General features: G+C 62.1%; 15 protein-coding genes. 13 read left to right on the top strand and 2 right to left on the bottom strand.

Annotated elements, in window-relative coordinates:
- Positions 1–38: 38 nt before the first annotated feature.
- Positions 39–809 (bottom strand): molybdate ABC transporter substrate-binding protein, encoded by a 771-nt coding sequence (gene modA / locus AC07V8_RS01425; protein WP_494676982.1) that lies wholly within the window; start codon positions 807–809, stop codon positions 39–41.
- A gap of 168 nt (positions 810–977) precedes the next feature.
- Here modA and AC07V8_RS01430 point away from each other — a divergent pair, with 168 nt between their 5' ends.
- The 5 genes from AC07V8_RS01430 to AC07V8_RS01450 all read left to right on the top strand — a co-directional run bounded on the left by AC07V8_RS01430 (position 978) and on the right by AC07V8_RS01450 (position 5258).
- Positions 978–1349, top strand: a complete 372-nt coding sequence (locus AC07V8_RS01430) for a winged helix-turn-helix domain-containing protein (RefSeq protein WP_494676981.1) — start codon at positions 978–980, stop codon at positions 1347–1349.
- 40 nt (positions 1350–1389) lie between these two features.
- Positions 1390–3165, top strand: a complete 1776-nt coding sequence (locus tag AC07V8_RS01435; protein WP_494676980.1) for a ClcB-like voltage-gated chloride channel protein — start codon at positions 1390–1392, stop codon at positions 3163–3165.
- Positions 3166–3320: 155 nt separating this feature from the next.
- Complete coding sequence (locus AC07V8_RS01440) at positions 3321–3575, top strand: GlsB/YeaQ/YmgE family stress response membrane protein (protein ID WP_211440645.1); 255 nt, start codon at positions 3321–3323, stop codon at positions 3573–3575.
- On the top strand, positions 3575–4102 hold the full coding sequence (locus AC07V8_RS01445) for a hypothetical protein (RefSeq protein WP_494676979.1): 528 nt from the start codon (positions 3575–3577) through the stop codon (positions 4100–4102). The genes AC07V8_RS01440 and AC07V8_RS01445 overlap by 1 nt, the downstream gene beginning before the upstream one ends.
- A 247-nt stretch (positions 4103–4349) precedes the next feature.
- Positions 4350–5258, top strand: coding sequence for a 23S rRNA (adenine(2030)-N(6))-methyltransferase RlmJ (locus AC07V8_RS01450; RefSeq protein ID WP_494676978.1), 909 nt, complete (start codon positions 4350–4352; stop codon positions 5256–5258).
- A 31-nt stretch (positions 5259–5289) separates the two neighbouring features.
- On the opposite strand, the gene msrB is transcribed toward AC07V8_RS01450, so the two are convergent.
- On the bottom strand, positions 5290–5778 hold the full coding sequence (gene msrB, locus AC07V8_RS01455; RefSeq protein WP_494676977.1) for a peptide-methionine (R)-S-oxide reductase MsrB: 489 nt from the start codon (positions 5776–5778) through the stop codon (positions 5290–5292).
- A 323-nt stretch (positions 5779–6101) separates the two neighbouring features.
- Here msrB and AC07V8_RS01460 point away from each other — a divergent pair, with 323 nt between their 5' ends.
- The 8 genes from AC07V8_RS01460 (at position 6102) to AC07V8_RS01495 (ending at position 16023) form a co-directional block, all read left to right on the top strand.
- Entirely contained in the window at positions 6102–8363 is a 2262-nt protein-coding gene (locus tag AC07V8_RS01460; protein WP_494676976.1) for a TonB-dependent siderophore receptor, read from the top strand.
- An 18-nt stretch (positions 8364–8381) separates the two neighbouring features.
- Complete coding sequence (locus tag AC07V8_RS01465) at positions 8382–9593, top strand: phosphotransferase enzyme family protein (protein WP_494676975.1); 1212 nt, start codon at positions 8382–8384, stop codon at positions 9591–9593.
- The gene (gene pnuC / locus AC07V8_RS01470) at positions 9593–10186 is read left to right on the top strand and encodes a nicotinamide riboside transporter PnuC (protein ID WP_494676974.1); all 594 of its coding nucleotides are present in this window, start codon (positions 9593–9595) and stop codon (positions 10184–10186) included. Before AC07V8_RS01465 ends, pnuC begins: the two co-directional genes overlap by 1 nt.
- A gap of 434 nt (positions 10187–10620) precedes the next feature.
- Complete coding sequence (locus tag AC07V8_RS01475; RefSeq protein WP_494676973.1) at positions 10621–11160, top strand: fimbrial protein; 540 nt, start codon at positions 10621–10623, stop codon at positions 11158–11160.
- Between the two features lie 239 nt (positions 11161–11399).
- Positions 11400–12170, top strand: a complete 771-nt coding sequence (locus AC07V8_RS01480; protein WP_494676972.1) for a fimbrial biogenesis chaperone — start codon at positions 11400–11402, stop codon at positions 12168–12170.
- A gap of 90 nt (positions 12171–12260) precedes the next feature.
- A complete protein-coding gene (locus AC07V8_RS01485; RefSeq protein WP_494676971.1) occupies positions 12261–14831 on the top strand; it encodes a fimbria/pilus outer membrane usher protein in 2571 nt (856 codons plus the stop codon).
- Complete coding sequence (locus AC07V8_RS01490; RefSeq protein ID WP_494676970.1) at positions 14828–14989, top strand: hypothetical protein; 162 nt, start codon at positions 14828–14830, stop codon at positions 14987–14989. The genes AC07V8_RS01485 and AC07V8_RS01490 overlap by 4 nt, the downstream gene beginning before the upstream one ends.
- 8 nt (positions 14990–14997) lie before the next feature.
- On the top strand, positions 14998–16023 hold the full coding sequence (locus AC07V8_RS01495; protein WP_494676969.1) for a fimbrial protein: 1026 nt from the start codon (positions 14998–15000) through the stop codon (positions 16021–16023).
- Positions 16024–16041 lie beyond the last annotated feature (18 nt).

The raw sequence follows: 16041 nt of genomic DNA on the forward strand, positions 1-16041 counted from the left end.
GACGCTGTGCGGAAGAACTTGACGATATCACTCAGTCATCAGGGTTTCAAGAAACCGTAGCGCGCCAGCGTGGCCTGGCCGGCAGGCGACAAGACATAGGCGACAAACTTGGCAGCCATCTCGGCTTGCTTGGTATTTGCAGTGACCGCGATCGGATAGCTCACCGGCGCTTGCGACGGCACGCGCAGAGCAACCTTGACCTTGTCCGGCATGATCGCCGCATCGGTGGAGAAAACGAAGCCGGCTTCGACTTCGCCGCGCGCGACGTAGTCCAGGCTCTGGCGCACGTTCTGCGCGGGCACGCCCTTGGCTGCCACCGCATCCCACAGGTTAACGTGTTCCAGCGCAGCCTTGGTGTAGCGGCCGACCGGCACCGAAGCCGGGTTGCCGTAGGCGACGCGCTTCACCGCTGCCTGCGTCAGGTCTTGCAGTTGCGTGATGTGCAGCGTGCTGTCGGCCGGCACGATCAGCACGATCTGGTTGTTGGCGAAATTCTTGCGGCTGGCGGGCTGCACCGCCTTTTCCGCTTCCGCCTTGTTCATGGCTTCCTGGTCGGCCGAGGCAAACACGTCGGCCGGCGCACCCTTGATGATCTGCTGCAGCAAGACATCGGAGGCGGCGAAGTTGAGCAGCACCTTGGTGTCCGGATTCTGCGCTTCAAACGACTGTCCCAGTTCCTTGAAGGCGTTGGTCAGGCTGGCCGCGGCCGAGACCACCAGGTCGGCGGCGTGCGCGGCCGGCGTAAGCAGGGTCAGCGCAAAAAGGGGAAAGACGCTGGCAATAACAAGGCGTTTCAAGCGGCGCAACATCGCAGTATCTCCTGGTGGAAAATAACAAAATGGAAAGCGAAATATATGGCAGGATACAGCGTGAGTCAACTTGAAAAGCGGGCCGTAAAGCGCGCCGCTGCTGCCGGCCAGCAATGGTTGTCAACAAAATATCCGTATTCCGCCGACCTCCTTGCTACAATCGCGCCTATGGCAAATTCCAAATCGATACGGCTCAGAGTGTTGCAAGGCGAGACCATCGCCTTCGGTCCCGGCAAGGCGGCGCTGCTGCTGGCGATACAGCAAAGCGGTTCGATTTCCGCGGCGGCGCGCGCAATCGGCATGTCTTACCGGCGCGCCTGGCTGCTGGTGGAAGCCATGAACCTGTGCTTCCGGCAGCCCTTGGTGGCGACCGCCACCGGCGGCGCCAAGGGTGGCGGGGCGCAGGTGACGGCGCTGGGGCAGGAAGTCCTGGCGCGCTATCAAGCCATGCAGGAGAGGGCGGAAGCGGCGGTGGCGGCCGACATGGCGTATTTTGCCGGGCTGATGACGGCCGGCAGCGCCGCAGATCCGCACATTTGAGCCTCGCACTTCCACCACGATCATCTTGCCGACACCGACCATGCTCTCAAGCAGCACACCTCGCAGCACGCTCCGCAGCACACTTCTTGGTTATCGCGTCCGCCTGCAGCGCCTTTTCCATTTCTCCGAGAGCCATTCGATGCTGCTGTGGGCGGCCGTGGTCGGCTTCCTCGGCGCGCTGGCGACGGTCCTGTTCCGCGAATGCATGTACGGCCTGCAGCAGCTGCTGACCGGGCAAAGCGGCAGTTTCGTCGCCATGGCCAAGAGCTTGTCATGGTGGATGCGGCTGCTGCTGCCGGTGAGCGGCGGCCTGGTGGCCGGCGCCATCCTGGTGCTGGCCAAGCGGGTGCCGGCCAGCGCCACCTCGGATTACATGGAAGCGGTAGCGATCGGCGACGGCAATATCCCGGTGCGGCAAAGCCTGCTGCGCAGCCTGTCTTCGCTGGCGACGGTGGTGACGGGCGGCTCGATCGGGCGCGAAGGGCCGATGGTGCAGCTGTCGGCGCTGGCGGCGTCGCTGGTCGGCCGCTTCACCTATTTCAGTCCTGCGCGGCTGCGCCTGCTGGTGGCGTGCGGCGCGGCGGCGGGGATTACCTCGGCCTACAATGCGCCGATCGCCGGCGCCTTTTTTGTCACCGAAATCGTGCTGGGCGCGATCGTCATGGAAAGCTTCGGCCCGGTGGTGGTGGCCTCGGTGGTCGCCAACATCACCATGCGCGAGCTGCCCGGCTATCATCCGGCCTACGAGATGCCGCCGTTCCCGCCGCTGGCCGGCATCGAGATCATCTGGTTCGTGCTGCTGGGGATCATGGCCGGCGTCGCCGCGCCGCAGTTCCTGCGCCTGCTGGCGGTTTCCAAGCGAGCATTTACCAAGACCGGCTTGCCACTGCCGCTGCGGCTGGGCGTGGGCGGCCTGCTGGTGGGCCTGATTTCGATCTGGATGCCGGAGGTCTGGGGCAACGGCTATAGCGTGGTCAATTCCCTGCTGCACACGCCATGGCTATGGTGGAGCGTGCTGCTGGTGCTGGTGCTGAAGGTGCTGGCCACCTGCATCACCACCGGTTCCGGCGCGGTCGGGGGCATCTTCACGCCGACGCTGTTCGTCGGCGCAGCCATCGGCTATCTGTTCGGCGAGGTGCTGCACACGCTGCTGCCGGGCATGACTTCGGCGCCGTTCGCCTATGCCATGGTGGGCATGGGCGCCTTCCTGGCGGCGGCCACCAGCGCGCCGCTGATGGCGATCCTGATGATTTTCGAGATGACCCTGAGCTACCAGGTGGTGCTGCCGCTGATGCTGTCCTGCGTGGTGGCTTACTTCGTGGCGCGCAGCATCAACGGCGCCTCCATGTACGACATCACCATCAAGCGCAACCGCGATGCACAGGAACGGGTGCGGCTGCGCGGCATCCACATGAGCGAGCTGATCCGGCCGGCCGACACGGTGTTGCCGCTGAACGCATCGTTTGCGGAAATCAGCGGCCTGTTCCTCAAGTATCCGGTGAAATACATTTATGTGGTCGACCAGCGCAACCGCTATTGCGGCGTGGTGGCGCTGCAAGACATCACTTCCTGCCTGCTGGAGAAGGCCGATACCCAGGCCAAGGTGGCCGAGGATTTCCTGCGGCGCGAATTCCTGCACGTGGTGACGCCCGACATGTCGCTAGGCGATGCCTTGCAATCCTTCCTCGATCATCAGGGCGAACGGCTGCCGGTGGTGCGCAGCCATGAAGATCCCGAGCTGCTGGGCGCGGTCTACAAGACCTCCTTGCTGGATGCCTATTTCCGGCTGGATCGTTCGCACGAGCTGCGCGCATAATTGATCTATGCAGGGATGTTGTTCAGCCAACATTTCACATAAGTTTACCTTGCAAGCGCTGCAGATGGCCGCACTTTGCTCTATATTGGATCCCGCACCGGCGCCTGATCCCGGTGCGGCCATTCCGCAACCGTCATCAACCATGAGGAGCATCTATGGAAATTCTGGGGACCATCATCGTGGGTTTCATCGTCGGCGTGATCGCTAAGCTGATCCATCCCGGACGCGAGAACATGGGCTTTATCGTCACTACCTTGCTGGGCATCGCCGGCTCATTCCTGGCCGGCTACGTCGGCCAGGCGCTGGGCTGGTATCACGCCGGCCAGGGCGCAGGATTCATTGGCTCCATCGTCGGCGCCTTCGTCCTGCTGGTGATCTACGGCTTTGTCAAAGGCAAGGCGGCTAGCTGATGCTGGATCGCCTGCCATGGCGCAAGCCTGCCCGGCAGACCGCGGGCGTACTGCTGCCGGCGTCTGACACGGCGCTGCAGGCGGTGCGCCTGCGCTGCCGCCAGATGGTGGCCAAGCGCGCGTTGCTGTCGGCCGGCGCGTCCGCCTTGCCGATCATGGGTGTCGATATCGCCGTCGATATCCATTTGCTGTCGCGCCTGATCGAAGACATCAATGCGGCCTTCGGCCTGACGCCGCAGCAGATTGAAAAACTCCAGCCCAAGCTGCGGGTAGCCACCTACAGCACCATCGTCGGCCTCGGCAGCACGCTGGTGGGGCGGGTGGTGACGCGCGAGCTGCTGCTGAAAATCCTGACCCGCAGCGGCGTCAAGGTCGTTTCCAAGAACGCCACCCGGCTGGTGCCCATCGCCGGCCAGATGGTGTCGGCGGCGATCGGCTTTTCCGCGTTCCGGGCGATCGGCAACAAGCATATCGAAGCGTGCGTCGAAGTGGCCGGGCAGATGCTGAAAATGCAAGCCGGCGAGTGAGTTGTTTGTCTGGCACCGGTGTTGTTTGCCGGCTGTTGCCGCACAGCTGGAGCATCCTTCTCCGCCATCCCGCGCCGCAATGTTAGAATGCGGGTCGTTTGCGCTGCGGGATACTGAAAACTGCTGCTCCCGCGCGACTTTACCGCACTTCTGCACGCCAGCCCGGCCCGCCATAGCGTTACCACGTTGCGCGGACGGCGCTTTGATGTAGAGTGTGGCAACACACTTCACCACGATAGAGTTCCCTATGTTGAGTTACCGCCATGCCTTCCATGCGGGCAATCATGCCGATGTGCTGAAGCACTTGGTCACCATCCAGCTGTTGCGCTACCTGGGCCAGAAGGATGCCGCCTACATGGTCATCGATACCCACGCCGGCGCCGGCGTGTACGCGCTGGACGGCGGCTATGCCTCGAAAAACGCCGAGTACGAGTCCGGCATCAGCCGCCTGTGGGACCGTAAGGACCTGCCGCCGGCGGCAGCCGAATATGTGGACGTCGTCAGGCAGCTGAATCCGGACGGCAAGCTGCGCTATTACCCGGGTTCGCCGTACTGTGCCGATGCCGTCATGCGCGAGCAGGATCGCCTGCGCCTGTTTGAACTGCATCCGAGCGACGGCAAGATCCTGACCGACAATTTCCGCCGCCTGGACGCCGAGCGCAACCCGCGCGGCAACGGTCGCGGCAAGCGCGTCATGATCCAGCTGGGCGACGGCTTCCTCGGCCTGAAAGCCTTGCTGCCGCCGCCGTCGCGCCGCGGCCTGGTGCTAATCGATCCGCCGTATGAGGTGAAAGAAGATTATCGCCACGTCAAGAACACTATTGAAGACGCGCTGACGCGCTTTTCCACCGGCACTTACGCCGTTTGGTATCCGCTGCTGAACCGCATGGAGTCGCGCCAGCTGCCGGACAAGCTCAAGCGCATGAAAGCCAATGGCTGGCTGAACGTCACGCTGACGGTGAAGACGCCTTCGCCGGATGGCTTCGGCCTGCACAGCAGCGGCATGTTCGTGATCAACCCGCCGTGGACGCTGGAGCCGATGCTGAAGGAACTGATGCCCTATCTGGTCAAGGTGATGGGCACCGATTCCGGCGCCGGCTTTACCCTGGAATCGGGGCAGACCAAGGCGGTCGATACCGGTACCCGGCGCGTCTGAGCGCCCGGCGGGACCGGTCTCGGTACTGCACTCAGATTTCCGGCATGAATTTCAACGCAGCGCCATTCATGCAATAACGCAGGCCGGTAGGTTTCGGGCCGTCGTCGAAGACATGGCCGAGGTGGCCGCCGCAGCGGCGGCAGTGCACTTCGGTGCGGCGCATGCCGAGCGTGCTGTCGATGCGGGTGGCGACGGCGTTCGGCAGCGGCTGCCAGAAGCTCGGCCAGCCGGTGCCGCTGTCGAACTTGGTCTTGGAGGAGTAGAGCGCCAGGTCGCAGCCGGCGCACGAATAGGTGCCGGCGTGTTTTTCATGGTCCAGCGGACTGGAAAACGGCCGCTCGGTCGCTTCCTGCCGCAAAATCGCATACTGGGTTGGGTTCAGGCGCTGCTTCCATTCGGCGTCGGTATGCATGATTTCATACTTCTCCACCGCGCTGGCGCGCCAGCCCAGCGTCGCCAGCACGCTTCCCAGCAGCAGGCCGCCGCCGGTCCTGAACATCAAGGTGCGTCGGGTTGGCATGGCAATCTCTCCTTTATCGCGTCACTGGCCGATCCGGGCCATCCTGCTTCCAGTTTGCACCGATTTTCGCCGGCCTGCTGGCTGCGGCCTTCTCCCTGAAAACGGGCGGAGCAGGATTATCCATGGAATTTCTTTGAGGAAATTTTCTTGGGTTTGACGTATTTGACTGTTGTCAATGCCCGTCAACCGTATAGGTGTATTGCGCAGTTTTTAAGTCTCGGCGGGAAAATGGACGGATAATGCGGATCCTGTTTTAATCACGCCCGGATTTCCAGACGCAATCCGTGGGGGTGTTATCCATTTGATATGGCGTCGACATAATAATGACAACTACGAAAAAAAACTATCCAGCGACCGAGGGCCGGGTAGCGCTGCAAACCAAGACAAGATTGCTGACCACCCTGATTGCCGCCGCCCTTGCCTCCGGCATGGCGCATGCGCAAAGCGATCCGGAACAAAAGAGCCAGGGAGCGGGGCAGAGCGCCCAGCCGCAAAATGACGCCACGCTGCCGACCGTGACGGTGACCGGCGCCGGTCCCGCCGCCGACAGCTATCGCAAGACTTCAGCCGGCGTCGCCAGCTTCGGCGCCGCCTCGCTGCTCGATACGCCGGCCGCGGTCTCGGTAGTCACGCGCACCCAGCTGGACGACCAGCAGGCACGCTTGCTGAGCGACGTCGTGCGCAACGACGCTGCCGTCGGCAACAATTACACGCCGGTCGGCTACTACGAAAATTTCAGCATCCGCGGCTTTCCGCTGGACCTGGCGACCAGCCTGCAGATCAATGGCATGAGCATCGCCGGCGAGCAGAATGTCGCGCTGGAAAACAAGGAAAGCGTCGAGATCCTGAACGGCATGGCCGGCCTGCAGAGCGGCATGACGCCGCCCGGAGGGCTGATCAACTATGTCACCAAGCGGCCGGCCGATGTGCGTTCGATCACGCTGGAAACAGATTCACGCGGCTCGCGCTACCTGGCCACCGACATCGGCACCTTGTTCGGCGAGCAGAAGCAGTTTGGCCTGCGCATCAATGCCGCCCACGAGAGCCTGCATTCCTATGTCAACCACGCGGACGGCGAGCGCAATTTCGCCTCGCTGGCGGCCGACTGGGTGATCAGCCCGCAGGCGCGCCTGCAGTTCGACGCCGAGTACCAGCACCGCGAGCAGCGTTCCGCGCCGGGCTATCAATTGTTGGGCGGGACTGTCGTCCCCAGCAGTGTATCGCCCTCGACCTTGCTGGGCGCGCAGCCGTGGGCCAAGCCGGTCACCATTAACTCCGTCAATCTGAACCTGCGCCTGGATCTCGACCTGGCGCCGGACTGGCGCGCTTACGTCGCGGCCAGCCGCAGCCGGGTGGTGATCGACGACAATTCCGCGTTTCCTTACGGTTGCGGCTATGGCGCTACCTGCGGCGAGGGTGGCACGCCGGCCCGTTATTTCAGCGCCAACGGCGATTTCGATATTTACGATTATCGCTTTCCGGACGACACCCGCCGCAACGACCAGCTGCAGGCGGTGCTGCAAGGGAGGCTCGATACCGGCAAGATCCGCCACGACCTGACCGTGGGGGCGAGCATGTTCCGCCGTACGGTATCGCAGAGCGATGGCGTCAACGAGTATGTCGGCAGCGATAATATCTATAACCCCAATCCGATCGTCTACGCGCCTTCGCCGTTGTCGCCGGACGCCTCCACGCTGCGGCTCGACAGCCGGCAAAAAGCGCTGTTTGCAGTCGACCGCATCAGCCTGACGCCGCAATGGCAGGTGATTGCCGGCGGCCGCCAGGTGTGGCTGAACGAACGGGCGCTGGACATCACCGGTGCAGCGACCCGCACCACCGAAAAGTCCCTGCTGCTGCCGCAAGTCGCGCTGGTCTACAAGCCGCAGGCCGATCTTTCGCTCTACACCAGCTATAGCAAAGGCTTGAGCATGGGCGGCCAGGCGCCGTTCTGGGCGGAGAATGCCTATGCTTTCCTGGCGCCGACCGTGTCGCGCCAGCTTGAAGCCGGCGTCAAGTACGACTGGCGCGACCAGCTCAGCCTGAGTGCGGCGCTGTTCCAGATGAGCAAGCCGTACGAGTATCCGAAGCCGGACGAGAATGGCTATACCTACACCCAGCAGGGTACCGAAACACATAGGGGACTGGAGCTGAGCGCGGCCGGCCAGGTCACCAGACAGCTGCGGCTGACCGCCAGCCTGGCGCTGATCCAGGCGCGCGCCGAAGATACCGGCACGCCTGCCTACGACGGCCACCAGGCCATCAATGTGCCGCGCCTGCGCGCCGCCTTGTATGCGTCTTATGCGCTGCCGCAGGTCACCGGCCTGACCCTGCTCGGCGGCTGGCAGTACAGCGCCAGCAAGGCGGCCACGCGTGAAGGCGACGTCAAGGTCCCGGCTTATAGTTTGTTCGATGCCGGCCTGCGCTACAAGACCAGCCTGGCCGGGCATGCCGCGGTGCTGCGCCTGAGCGTGGATAATCTGTTCGACAAGCGCTACTGGAAAGATGTCGGCGAATATTTCGGCGACAGCTACCTGCATCTGGGGGCGCCGCGCACCGCGCGGCTGTCGCTCCAGTACGACTTTTAAGGGCGGGATGGAAGCGGCATGAAGGATGCAAAACCAGACGACATCGGCGGCCTGCCTGTAGTGCTGAGCCACGGCATGGGCATGGATGTGGTGCAGCCGAGCTGGCCGCCATTGACGCTGGATGAAGTCGCGCGCCTGCTGCGCCACTACCCGCTGGCGGGCGCAGTGACGCGCCTAGACTGGCATAGCCCGCGGCCCTTTTCCAGCGCCTGTGTGGCGAAGACGGACTCAGGTCTCTTGTTCATCAAGCGCCTGCTGCGCGCGATCCGCACGGTTGACGAGCTGATGGACGAGCACCGCTTCATGACCCATCTGCGGGCCAATGGACTGGCCGTCAGCGAAGTGCTGAGCACCGGCGACGGCAATACGGCCTATGCCGACGGCGACTGGACATACGAAGTGCAGCGCGTCGGACAGGGCGTCGACCGCTACCGCGACGCCACCTCATGGACGCCTTTCCTCAGTTGCGCCGACGCCGCTGCTGCCGGCCGCGAACTGGCTCTGCTGCACCTGGCCGCGCGCGGCTATGACGCGCCGGCGCGCAGCACCAGGCTGCTGGCCTCCGGCTTTACCTTGCTGAATGCGGAGCAGCCGCAAGCAGTGCTGGAGCGTATCAAGATCTACATACAGCAGCGTCCGGCATTGAGCGACTATCTGGCGCCGCGCGACTGGCGCGCCGACGCGACGCGGGTGCTGCTGCCGTTCCACGCCCGCCTCAGTCCCTTGCTGCACGGCTTGGCGCCGCTGTGGACGCATAACGACTGGCACGCTTCCAATCTGCTATGGCAAGCCGCGCCGGCGCCGGCTGCCGTCGAGACAGTGCTGGATTTCGGCCTGGCCGACCGCACTTGCGCGGTCTACGATCTGGCCAACGCGATTGAACGCAACCTGATCGAATGGCTGGCCTTGCCTTCGGCCAGCGGCGGCCAGCGCCATCTGGTGCATATCGACCAGCTGGACGCCATGCTGGACGCCTATGAGGCGGTGGCGCCCTTGTCGGCGCTGGAAGCAGCGGCATTGCCCGCCATGCTGCCCTTGGTGCATATCGAGTTCGCGCTGTCCGAGCTGGCGTATTTCCATGGCGTGCAGCACTCCGCTGAAAATGCGGCGCTGGCTTACGACACTTATTTTCTCGGCCATGCGGCATGGTTCCACAGCGATGCCGGCCGCTATCTGCTCGACCATCTGCAGCGTCGCTGCGAACATAAAACCGAACCACAGGAGTCTTGATGTCAGGTCTGGAAATCGTTGCAGTCATCGTGAGCGCCCTGGCAGTCTGGCTGACTGCGCGCCGTCACTTGTGGTGCTGGCCGATAGGCCTGGTATCGGTGCTGTTATATGCGCGCATATTCCTGGTGGCGAAACTGTATTCGGACCTGCTGCTGCAACTGATCTTCGCCGTCATGCAGCTGTACGGCTGGTGGCAATGGAAGAGCGGGGCGTCGGAGCAGGATAGCCGGCATATCCTGCCGCAGCGCCTGCCGAAGCGGGGTTTGCTGACCGGCCTGCTGGCCGGCGCCGCGGGCAGCGTCGTGCTGGGCTATGTCATGGCCAGCTTCACCGACGCCCACATTCCATGGCTGGATTCGGCGCTGACCAGCTTCAGCCTGGTGGCCCAATTCTGGATGGCGCGCAAATATGTCGCCAACTGGTGGCTGTGGATTGCGGTCGACATTATCTACGTCGGCGTGTACATCTATAAAGACCTGAACCTGACCGCAGGCTTGTATGCGGGATTCATCGTGCTGGCGCTTATCGGCTTGCGCAACTGGCGGCAGCAGCTGCCTGCGAATCGCCCGCCAGCGGCTGCCGCAGCACTGTAGGCAGGGCGGGCATGCCATGCCCGCGCGGAAGCAGATAACGCGAAAGCCGCCGGCGCAACGCCGCGCACGTGTAAATTTTTGTAAAAATCTGTTGCAATCCCACGACAAACATCCTATTTCCATACGGCATTTCAAGAGTTTCCCGAATTCAATTCCCTTGCTTTTCAGATTGATGGCGCTGTGCAACGCTCGCCGCAAAGGCAAGCCAGGCGCGGGTTTCTTACATTTAATAGAATGTCATTAATAATTATATATTTGCCAATAATCAAGATTGGCAGCGCTTTTTATTTCCCTTGGAAAATTAATGTATGTTAGTAATTGTTAAACATTGTCAGTAATGACATTTTGTGAATTTTTGCCCCTACAATTTGTTTCGCCGTGTTGGCAATTCATTAATTTGAATCGAACATCTACTTTTATATCTGAGGGTAAAAATGAAACAAATGACTATCGCTAAGTTGGTTGCAGTTGCTGCTGCAGGTCTGTTGTCCCAAGCGGCCTTCGCTGACGGCGGCACCGTGAATTTCAACGGCCAGATCGTTGACTCGCCTTGCTCGATCGATCCTTCCGGCCAAAACATCACTGTTCCTATGGGCACAGTGTCGCGCGCAGTATTGAACGGCGCCGCCGGCAAGAAGGCAACGCCATCGAAGTTTCAGATCCTGTTGACCAACTGCGGCGCAACCGCCAAAGGCGCAACCGTGACTTTCACCGGCACAACCGATGCTAACGTCACCGACGATCTGGCTCTGGCTAACGCTGGCCAGGTTGGCGTTACTACAGCAACCGGCGTGGCGATCGAGCTGGGCGACTCCGCCGGCACCAAGATCCCTGTCGGTTCGGCATCGGGCACTTATGTTCTGGGTCTGGGCAACAACCCTCTGAACTTCCAGGCTACCTACGTTTCGACTGGTCCTGCAGTCACCGTCGGTCCAGCTAACTCCACTGCACAGTTCGTCGTTACTTACCTGTAATCGGCGCGCTTCGCAAAAATCCTGAAACGGCATTACCTCGTTGCGCCGCTTGCGGCGTGACGGGCAGCCTGGCGCTTGCTGCGGCCAGGTTTTAAGGATGGGCTGGCAAGCCGCAACGGTAGCGGCAAGCCGGCCATCATTTTCCAGCGATACCCATGCATCAATTTGTGAGCACGCGATAGCGGCCTGTGCTTGCTTAGAAATTTGTGCATAGGACATTTTGACAGACGAGGTTCTTCATGTTGAACAAACGAATCATCACTTCCGCCATCCTCGGCAGCGTGCTGATGATGAGCGCGCTGGCGGCAAACGCCAGCGTCATGCTGGGCGGCACCCGCGTGATCCTGGGCGAAAAAGACCGGCAAGCGTCGATTCCGCTGAAGAACACCGGCAGCTCGCCGTATGTGGTGCAAACCTGGGTCGATGCCGGCGAAGGCAAGAACAAGGCGCCGCTGCTGGTGACGCCGCCTTTGTCGCGGCTTGATCCCGGCGCCGAAAACATCTTGCGCATCGTCCGCATTTCCGGCGACCTGCCGAGCGACCGCGAAACGGTGTTCTGGCTCAACGTCAAGGAAATCCCGGAAAAATCGGATCAGCCGAACGTGCTGCAGGTCGCCGTGCGCACCCGCATCAAGATTTTCTACCGGCCGGCGGGCCTGGCCGGCAAGCCGGATGAAGCGCGCAACCTGGTGACGCTGTCGGTGGTGCCGGGTCAGGACGGTAAGGGCGCAGCGCTGCGGGTCAACAATCCGAGCGCCTACAACCTGACCTTCACCGGTTTCAAAATCAACGGCAACAAGGAACAGACCAAGGCCGGCATGGTGTTGCCGTTCAGCGCCAGCGATTTTCCGCTGACCGCGATCAGTACGCCGCAGCCGATCGATGTCAGCTACACCACCATCAATGACTACGGCGGCGAAACGCCGGAAGTCGTGGCCAAGGTGGCGGTTGGCGTCGCAGCCGCAGTGCAGCCGGCTGCCGCAGCCGCAACCGGCGGCACCGGCAAGTAACACCGTCGTCATCTACCAGGTAGCAAGCACCAGATCCTGTCAGGGCAAGTCAGTCTGCCGCGCAAGGCAGAAACAAAGGAAGGGAAAGCTGTGATCAGATTGTCGCATCAACGCAAACCGGTACGCCTGGCACTGTCAGCGATCACGCTGGCCGTGCTGTCGCAGCTGGCCCAGGCGCAAGGCCAGGGCGGCTCGGTATTCAACGAGCAGTTCCTGGATATCGGCGGCGAACAAAGCCGCGCTGACTTGTCGCTGTTCGCGTTCGGCAATCGGGTCATGCCCGGCAGCTATCTGGTGGACGTCAGCCTCAACGAAAGCAGCGTCGGCCAGAGCCAGGTGGTGTTCAGCGACCAGGGCGAGGGCAAGAATGCCCAGGCTTGCATCACCCGCGCCATGCTGGAAGGCTGGGGCGTCAAGGTGGAAGTGTTTCCGGTCCTGATGGCGGCCGGCGACCAATGCGTCGACCTGGCGCAGGCAATCCCTGGTTCCAGCGTTTCCTACGACGGCGAGAAACTGCGGCTGACCCTCAGCATTCCGCAAGCTGCCATGAAGCGCCAGGCGCGCGGCGCCATCAGTCCGGACAAATGGGACAAGGGCATCAATGTCGCCATGCTGGACTACCAGATTTCAGCGGCGCGCTATGACGGCGGCAATAACGCCGCCAGCACCATGAACAGCAGCATCACGGAATTCAATGCCAACCCCAGCGCCACCACGCAAGCTCGCAATACCTTGTACGCCGGCCTGCGCGGCGGCTTCAATCTGGGCGACTGGCGCTTCCGCAATTTCTCGACCTACAACCGCGGCGTCGACGGCGAAGGCCATTGGCAGTCGGTGACTTCCTATCTGCAGCGCGATATCGCCTCGCTCGGCAGCCAGCTGGTGATCGGCGACAGCACCACGCCCGGCAATTTCTTCGACGCTTTTCAGTTCCGCGGCGTGCAGCTGTCGTCCGACGACGGCATGCTGCCCGACAGCCAGCAGGGTTATGCGCCGACCATCCGCGGCGTGGCGCAAACCAATGCGCGCGTCACGGTGCGGCAGAACGGCTTCGTGGTGTACAGCACCTATGTCGCGCCTGGTCCGTTTGTGCTGGACGACCTGTATCCGACTTCCACCAGCGGCGACCTGGAAGTGACGATTACCGAAGCCGATGGCCGTGAAACCAAGTTCCGCCAGGCCTTTTCGGCAGTGCCGACCTTGCTGCGCGAAGGCGTCTGGCGCTACAGCGTGACCGGCGGCCAGTACCGCAACGGCTATTCCACCATCAATGCCGGCTCCAGCAACGCCAAGCCGAATTTCGTGCAAGGCACGGTGGCGCGCGGCCTGGGCAAGGAATATTCGGTGTACGGCGGCGTGATCGGCTCTGAAATCTATCAGTCGGCATTGTTCGGGGTCGGCAAGAACCTGCGCGATTTCGGCGCGATTTCCGCCGACGTCTCGCAAGCGCATACCAAGGGGCCGTTCAACCAGAACTATGACGGTCAATCGCTGCGCTTCCTGTACGCCAAATCCTTCGAGAACTACGGCACCAGCGTGCGCATGGCCGGCTACCGCTATTCCACCGGCGGCTTTCGCACCTTCCAGGAAGCGGCGCAGATGCAAGATCTGCAGAACGGCCAGGTGCTCAATAACCGGCGCAACCAGGTGCGCCTGGAACTGGCGCAGCAGCTGGGCAGCAAGGGCGGCACCGCCTACGCTTCGATCCAGCAGCAAAGCTATTGGGGCACCGATCAGAAAGACCGCCTGATGCAGGTCGGCTACTCGAATTTCTACAAGCAGTTCAGCTACAGCATTTTTTATAACTACAGCACCAATCTGAACGGCCCGTCGAACCGCCAGCTGATGGCGACCCTGTCGATCCCGCTGGGCGACAGCCGCTCCTATGCGCGCTACACCGTGGCCAAGGGCAATAACGGCGAAGTGACGCAGCAAGCCAGCGTCTACGGTTCGGCGCTGGACGATGGCCGCCTGACTTACAACGTCACGGCCGCCCACTCGAATCAGAACGACAACAGCGGCAGCGCCTCCGCCAGCTACCTGTCGCAATACGGCCGCGTCGACTTCGGCCGCGCGCAAGGTTCCGGCTACGGCCAGACCACGCTGGGCATGGCCGGCGGCCTGGTGGCGCATGGCGGCGGCGTGACCTTGTCGCAGCCTCTGGGCGAAACCATGGCGCTGGTGGAAGCGCCGGACGCCGCCAACGTCGGCTTTGAAGTCTATCCGGGGGTGCGTACCGACAGCCGCGGCAATGCGGTGCTGGCGAATTTGAGCCCGTACCGGGTCAACCGCCTGGCGGTGCGCACCGAAGACCTTGGCGACAACGTTGAAGTCAAGAATGCAGCGCTGGACGTGGTGCCGACCCGCGGCGCCGTGGTGCTGGCGAAATTTGAGACGTCGATCGGCTTGCGCATCATGCTGAACCTGAGCGACAAGAGCGGCAAGCCGCTGCCGTTCGGCGCCAAGGTCGATAACGAGCAAGGGCAGGAGATGGGGATCGTCGGCAGTGAAGGCCAGACTTTTATCAGCGGCGCGAAGGACAGCGGCGTGCTGAGCGTCAAGTGGGGGCAGGGCGCGACGGAACAGTGCAGCGTCAAATACCACGTCCCGGCGGATAAGAATCCGGCGCCGATCCGTGAACTGAACGGGCAATGCGAATGAGCATGGCGCTGCAGGTCAAAGGATCGCCGGCGCTGACGGCCGTTGCACTGGCTCGATGTGCGCGGTCATTGCTGCAGTTGAAAAAATCATTCGGATGGATATCTGAATGCCTGTCGGCGCAATTGTTGCTGGAGATCCGGACGAAATCCGGAAAATGAGGAATGGCATGAAAATAACGCAAGTAACGACAGACAAGATCAACGGCGCCCTGGCATGGCTGGCGGCGCTGGGACTATTGGCGCTGCTGTCCTTGTTCTTTGTGGGCGATGCGCAGGCCGCTTGCGTGCGGCCGGCCGGCGCTACGGAGAAAATCATCCAGATGGATATGGGGACGGTGGTTATTCCGAACAGCGCCGCTATCGGCGCGGTATTTGCCACCAAGAGCTTCACTATCCCGATTTCAGGGGCCTCCGAGCCTGCCTGGAACTGCAACGGCGGCGGCACGGTCACCGGCAGCATGCTGCAAGGAAGCGCAGTGCCGGGCATGCCGAATGTCTACACCACAGCCGTGACCGGAGTCGGCATTCGCCTGTCGCGCCAGATTACCGGCATCGGCCAGACTTTTTACCCGCACGTGCTGACCTGGCCGACCACCACCACGGTAGTTTTTTTAAGCCCATCTTTCTTCACGGTCGAACTGGTCAAGATCGCCACCAAGACCGGCAACGGTCCGCTGGCTGCAGGCACCTACACCACCTACGTCGGCAATGGCGACGGCAAATCCGCCATCACCTCTATCCTGTCCGGCAATGGCATCACCATCATCACGCCGTCATGCACGGTCGATACCGGCTCGCAGAACGTGGTGGTGAATTTCGGCTCGATTTCCAGGGGCAGCTTCAAAGGCGTCGGTTCGACTGCCGGAGCCCGTCCCTTCAATATCAAGCTGAATTGCCAGCGCGGCGAGAATGCCCAGAACACGATCCTGCTGAACATGCAGGCTACAGCGGATCTGTCGAAGAGTCCCGGGGTCACGCAATTGACGCAGGGGACGGGCGTGGCGACCGGGGTCGGCATCCAGATCCTGGACAAGAACAGCAACCCGGTGGTGTTCGGCACCGCGGCGACGGTCGGTCCATCCGCCGACATCCAATATGTGGTGCCGTTCACGGCGCGCTACTACCAGACCGCGCCCAATATCACCACCGGACCGGCCAACGGCACCGCGACTTTCACGGTTGAATATCAATGACGGCAAGCCCTGCCGCCA

Source organism: Collimonas sp. GW821-FHT02H07 (assembly GCF_059421505.1).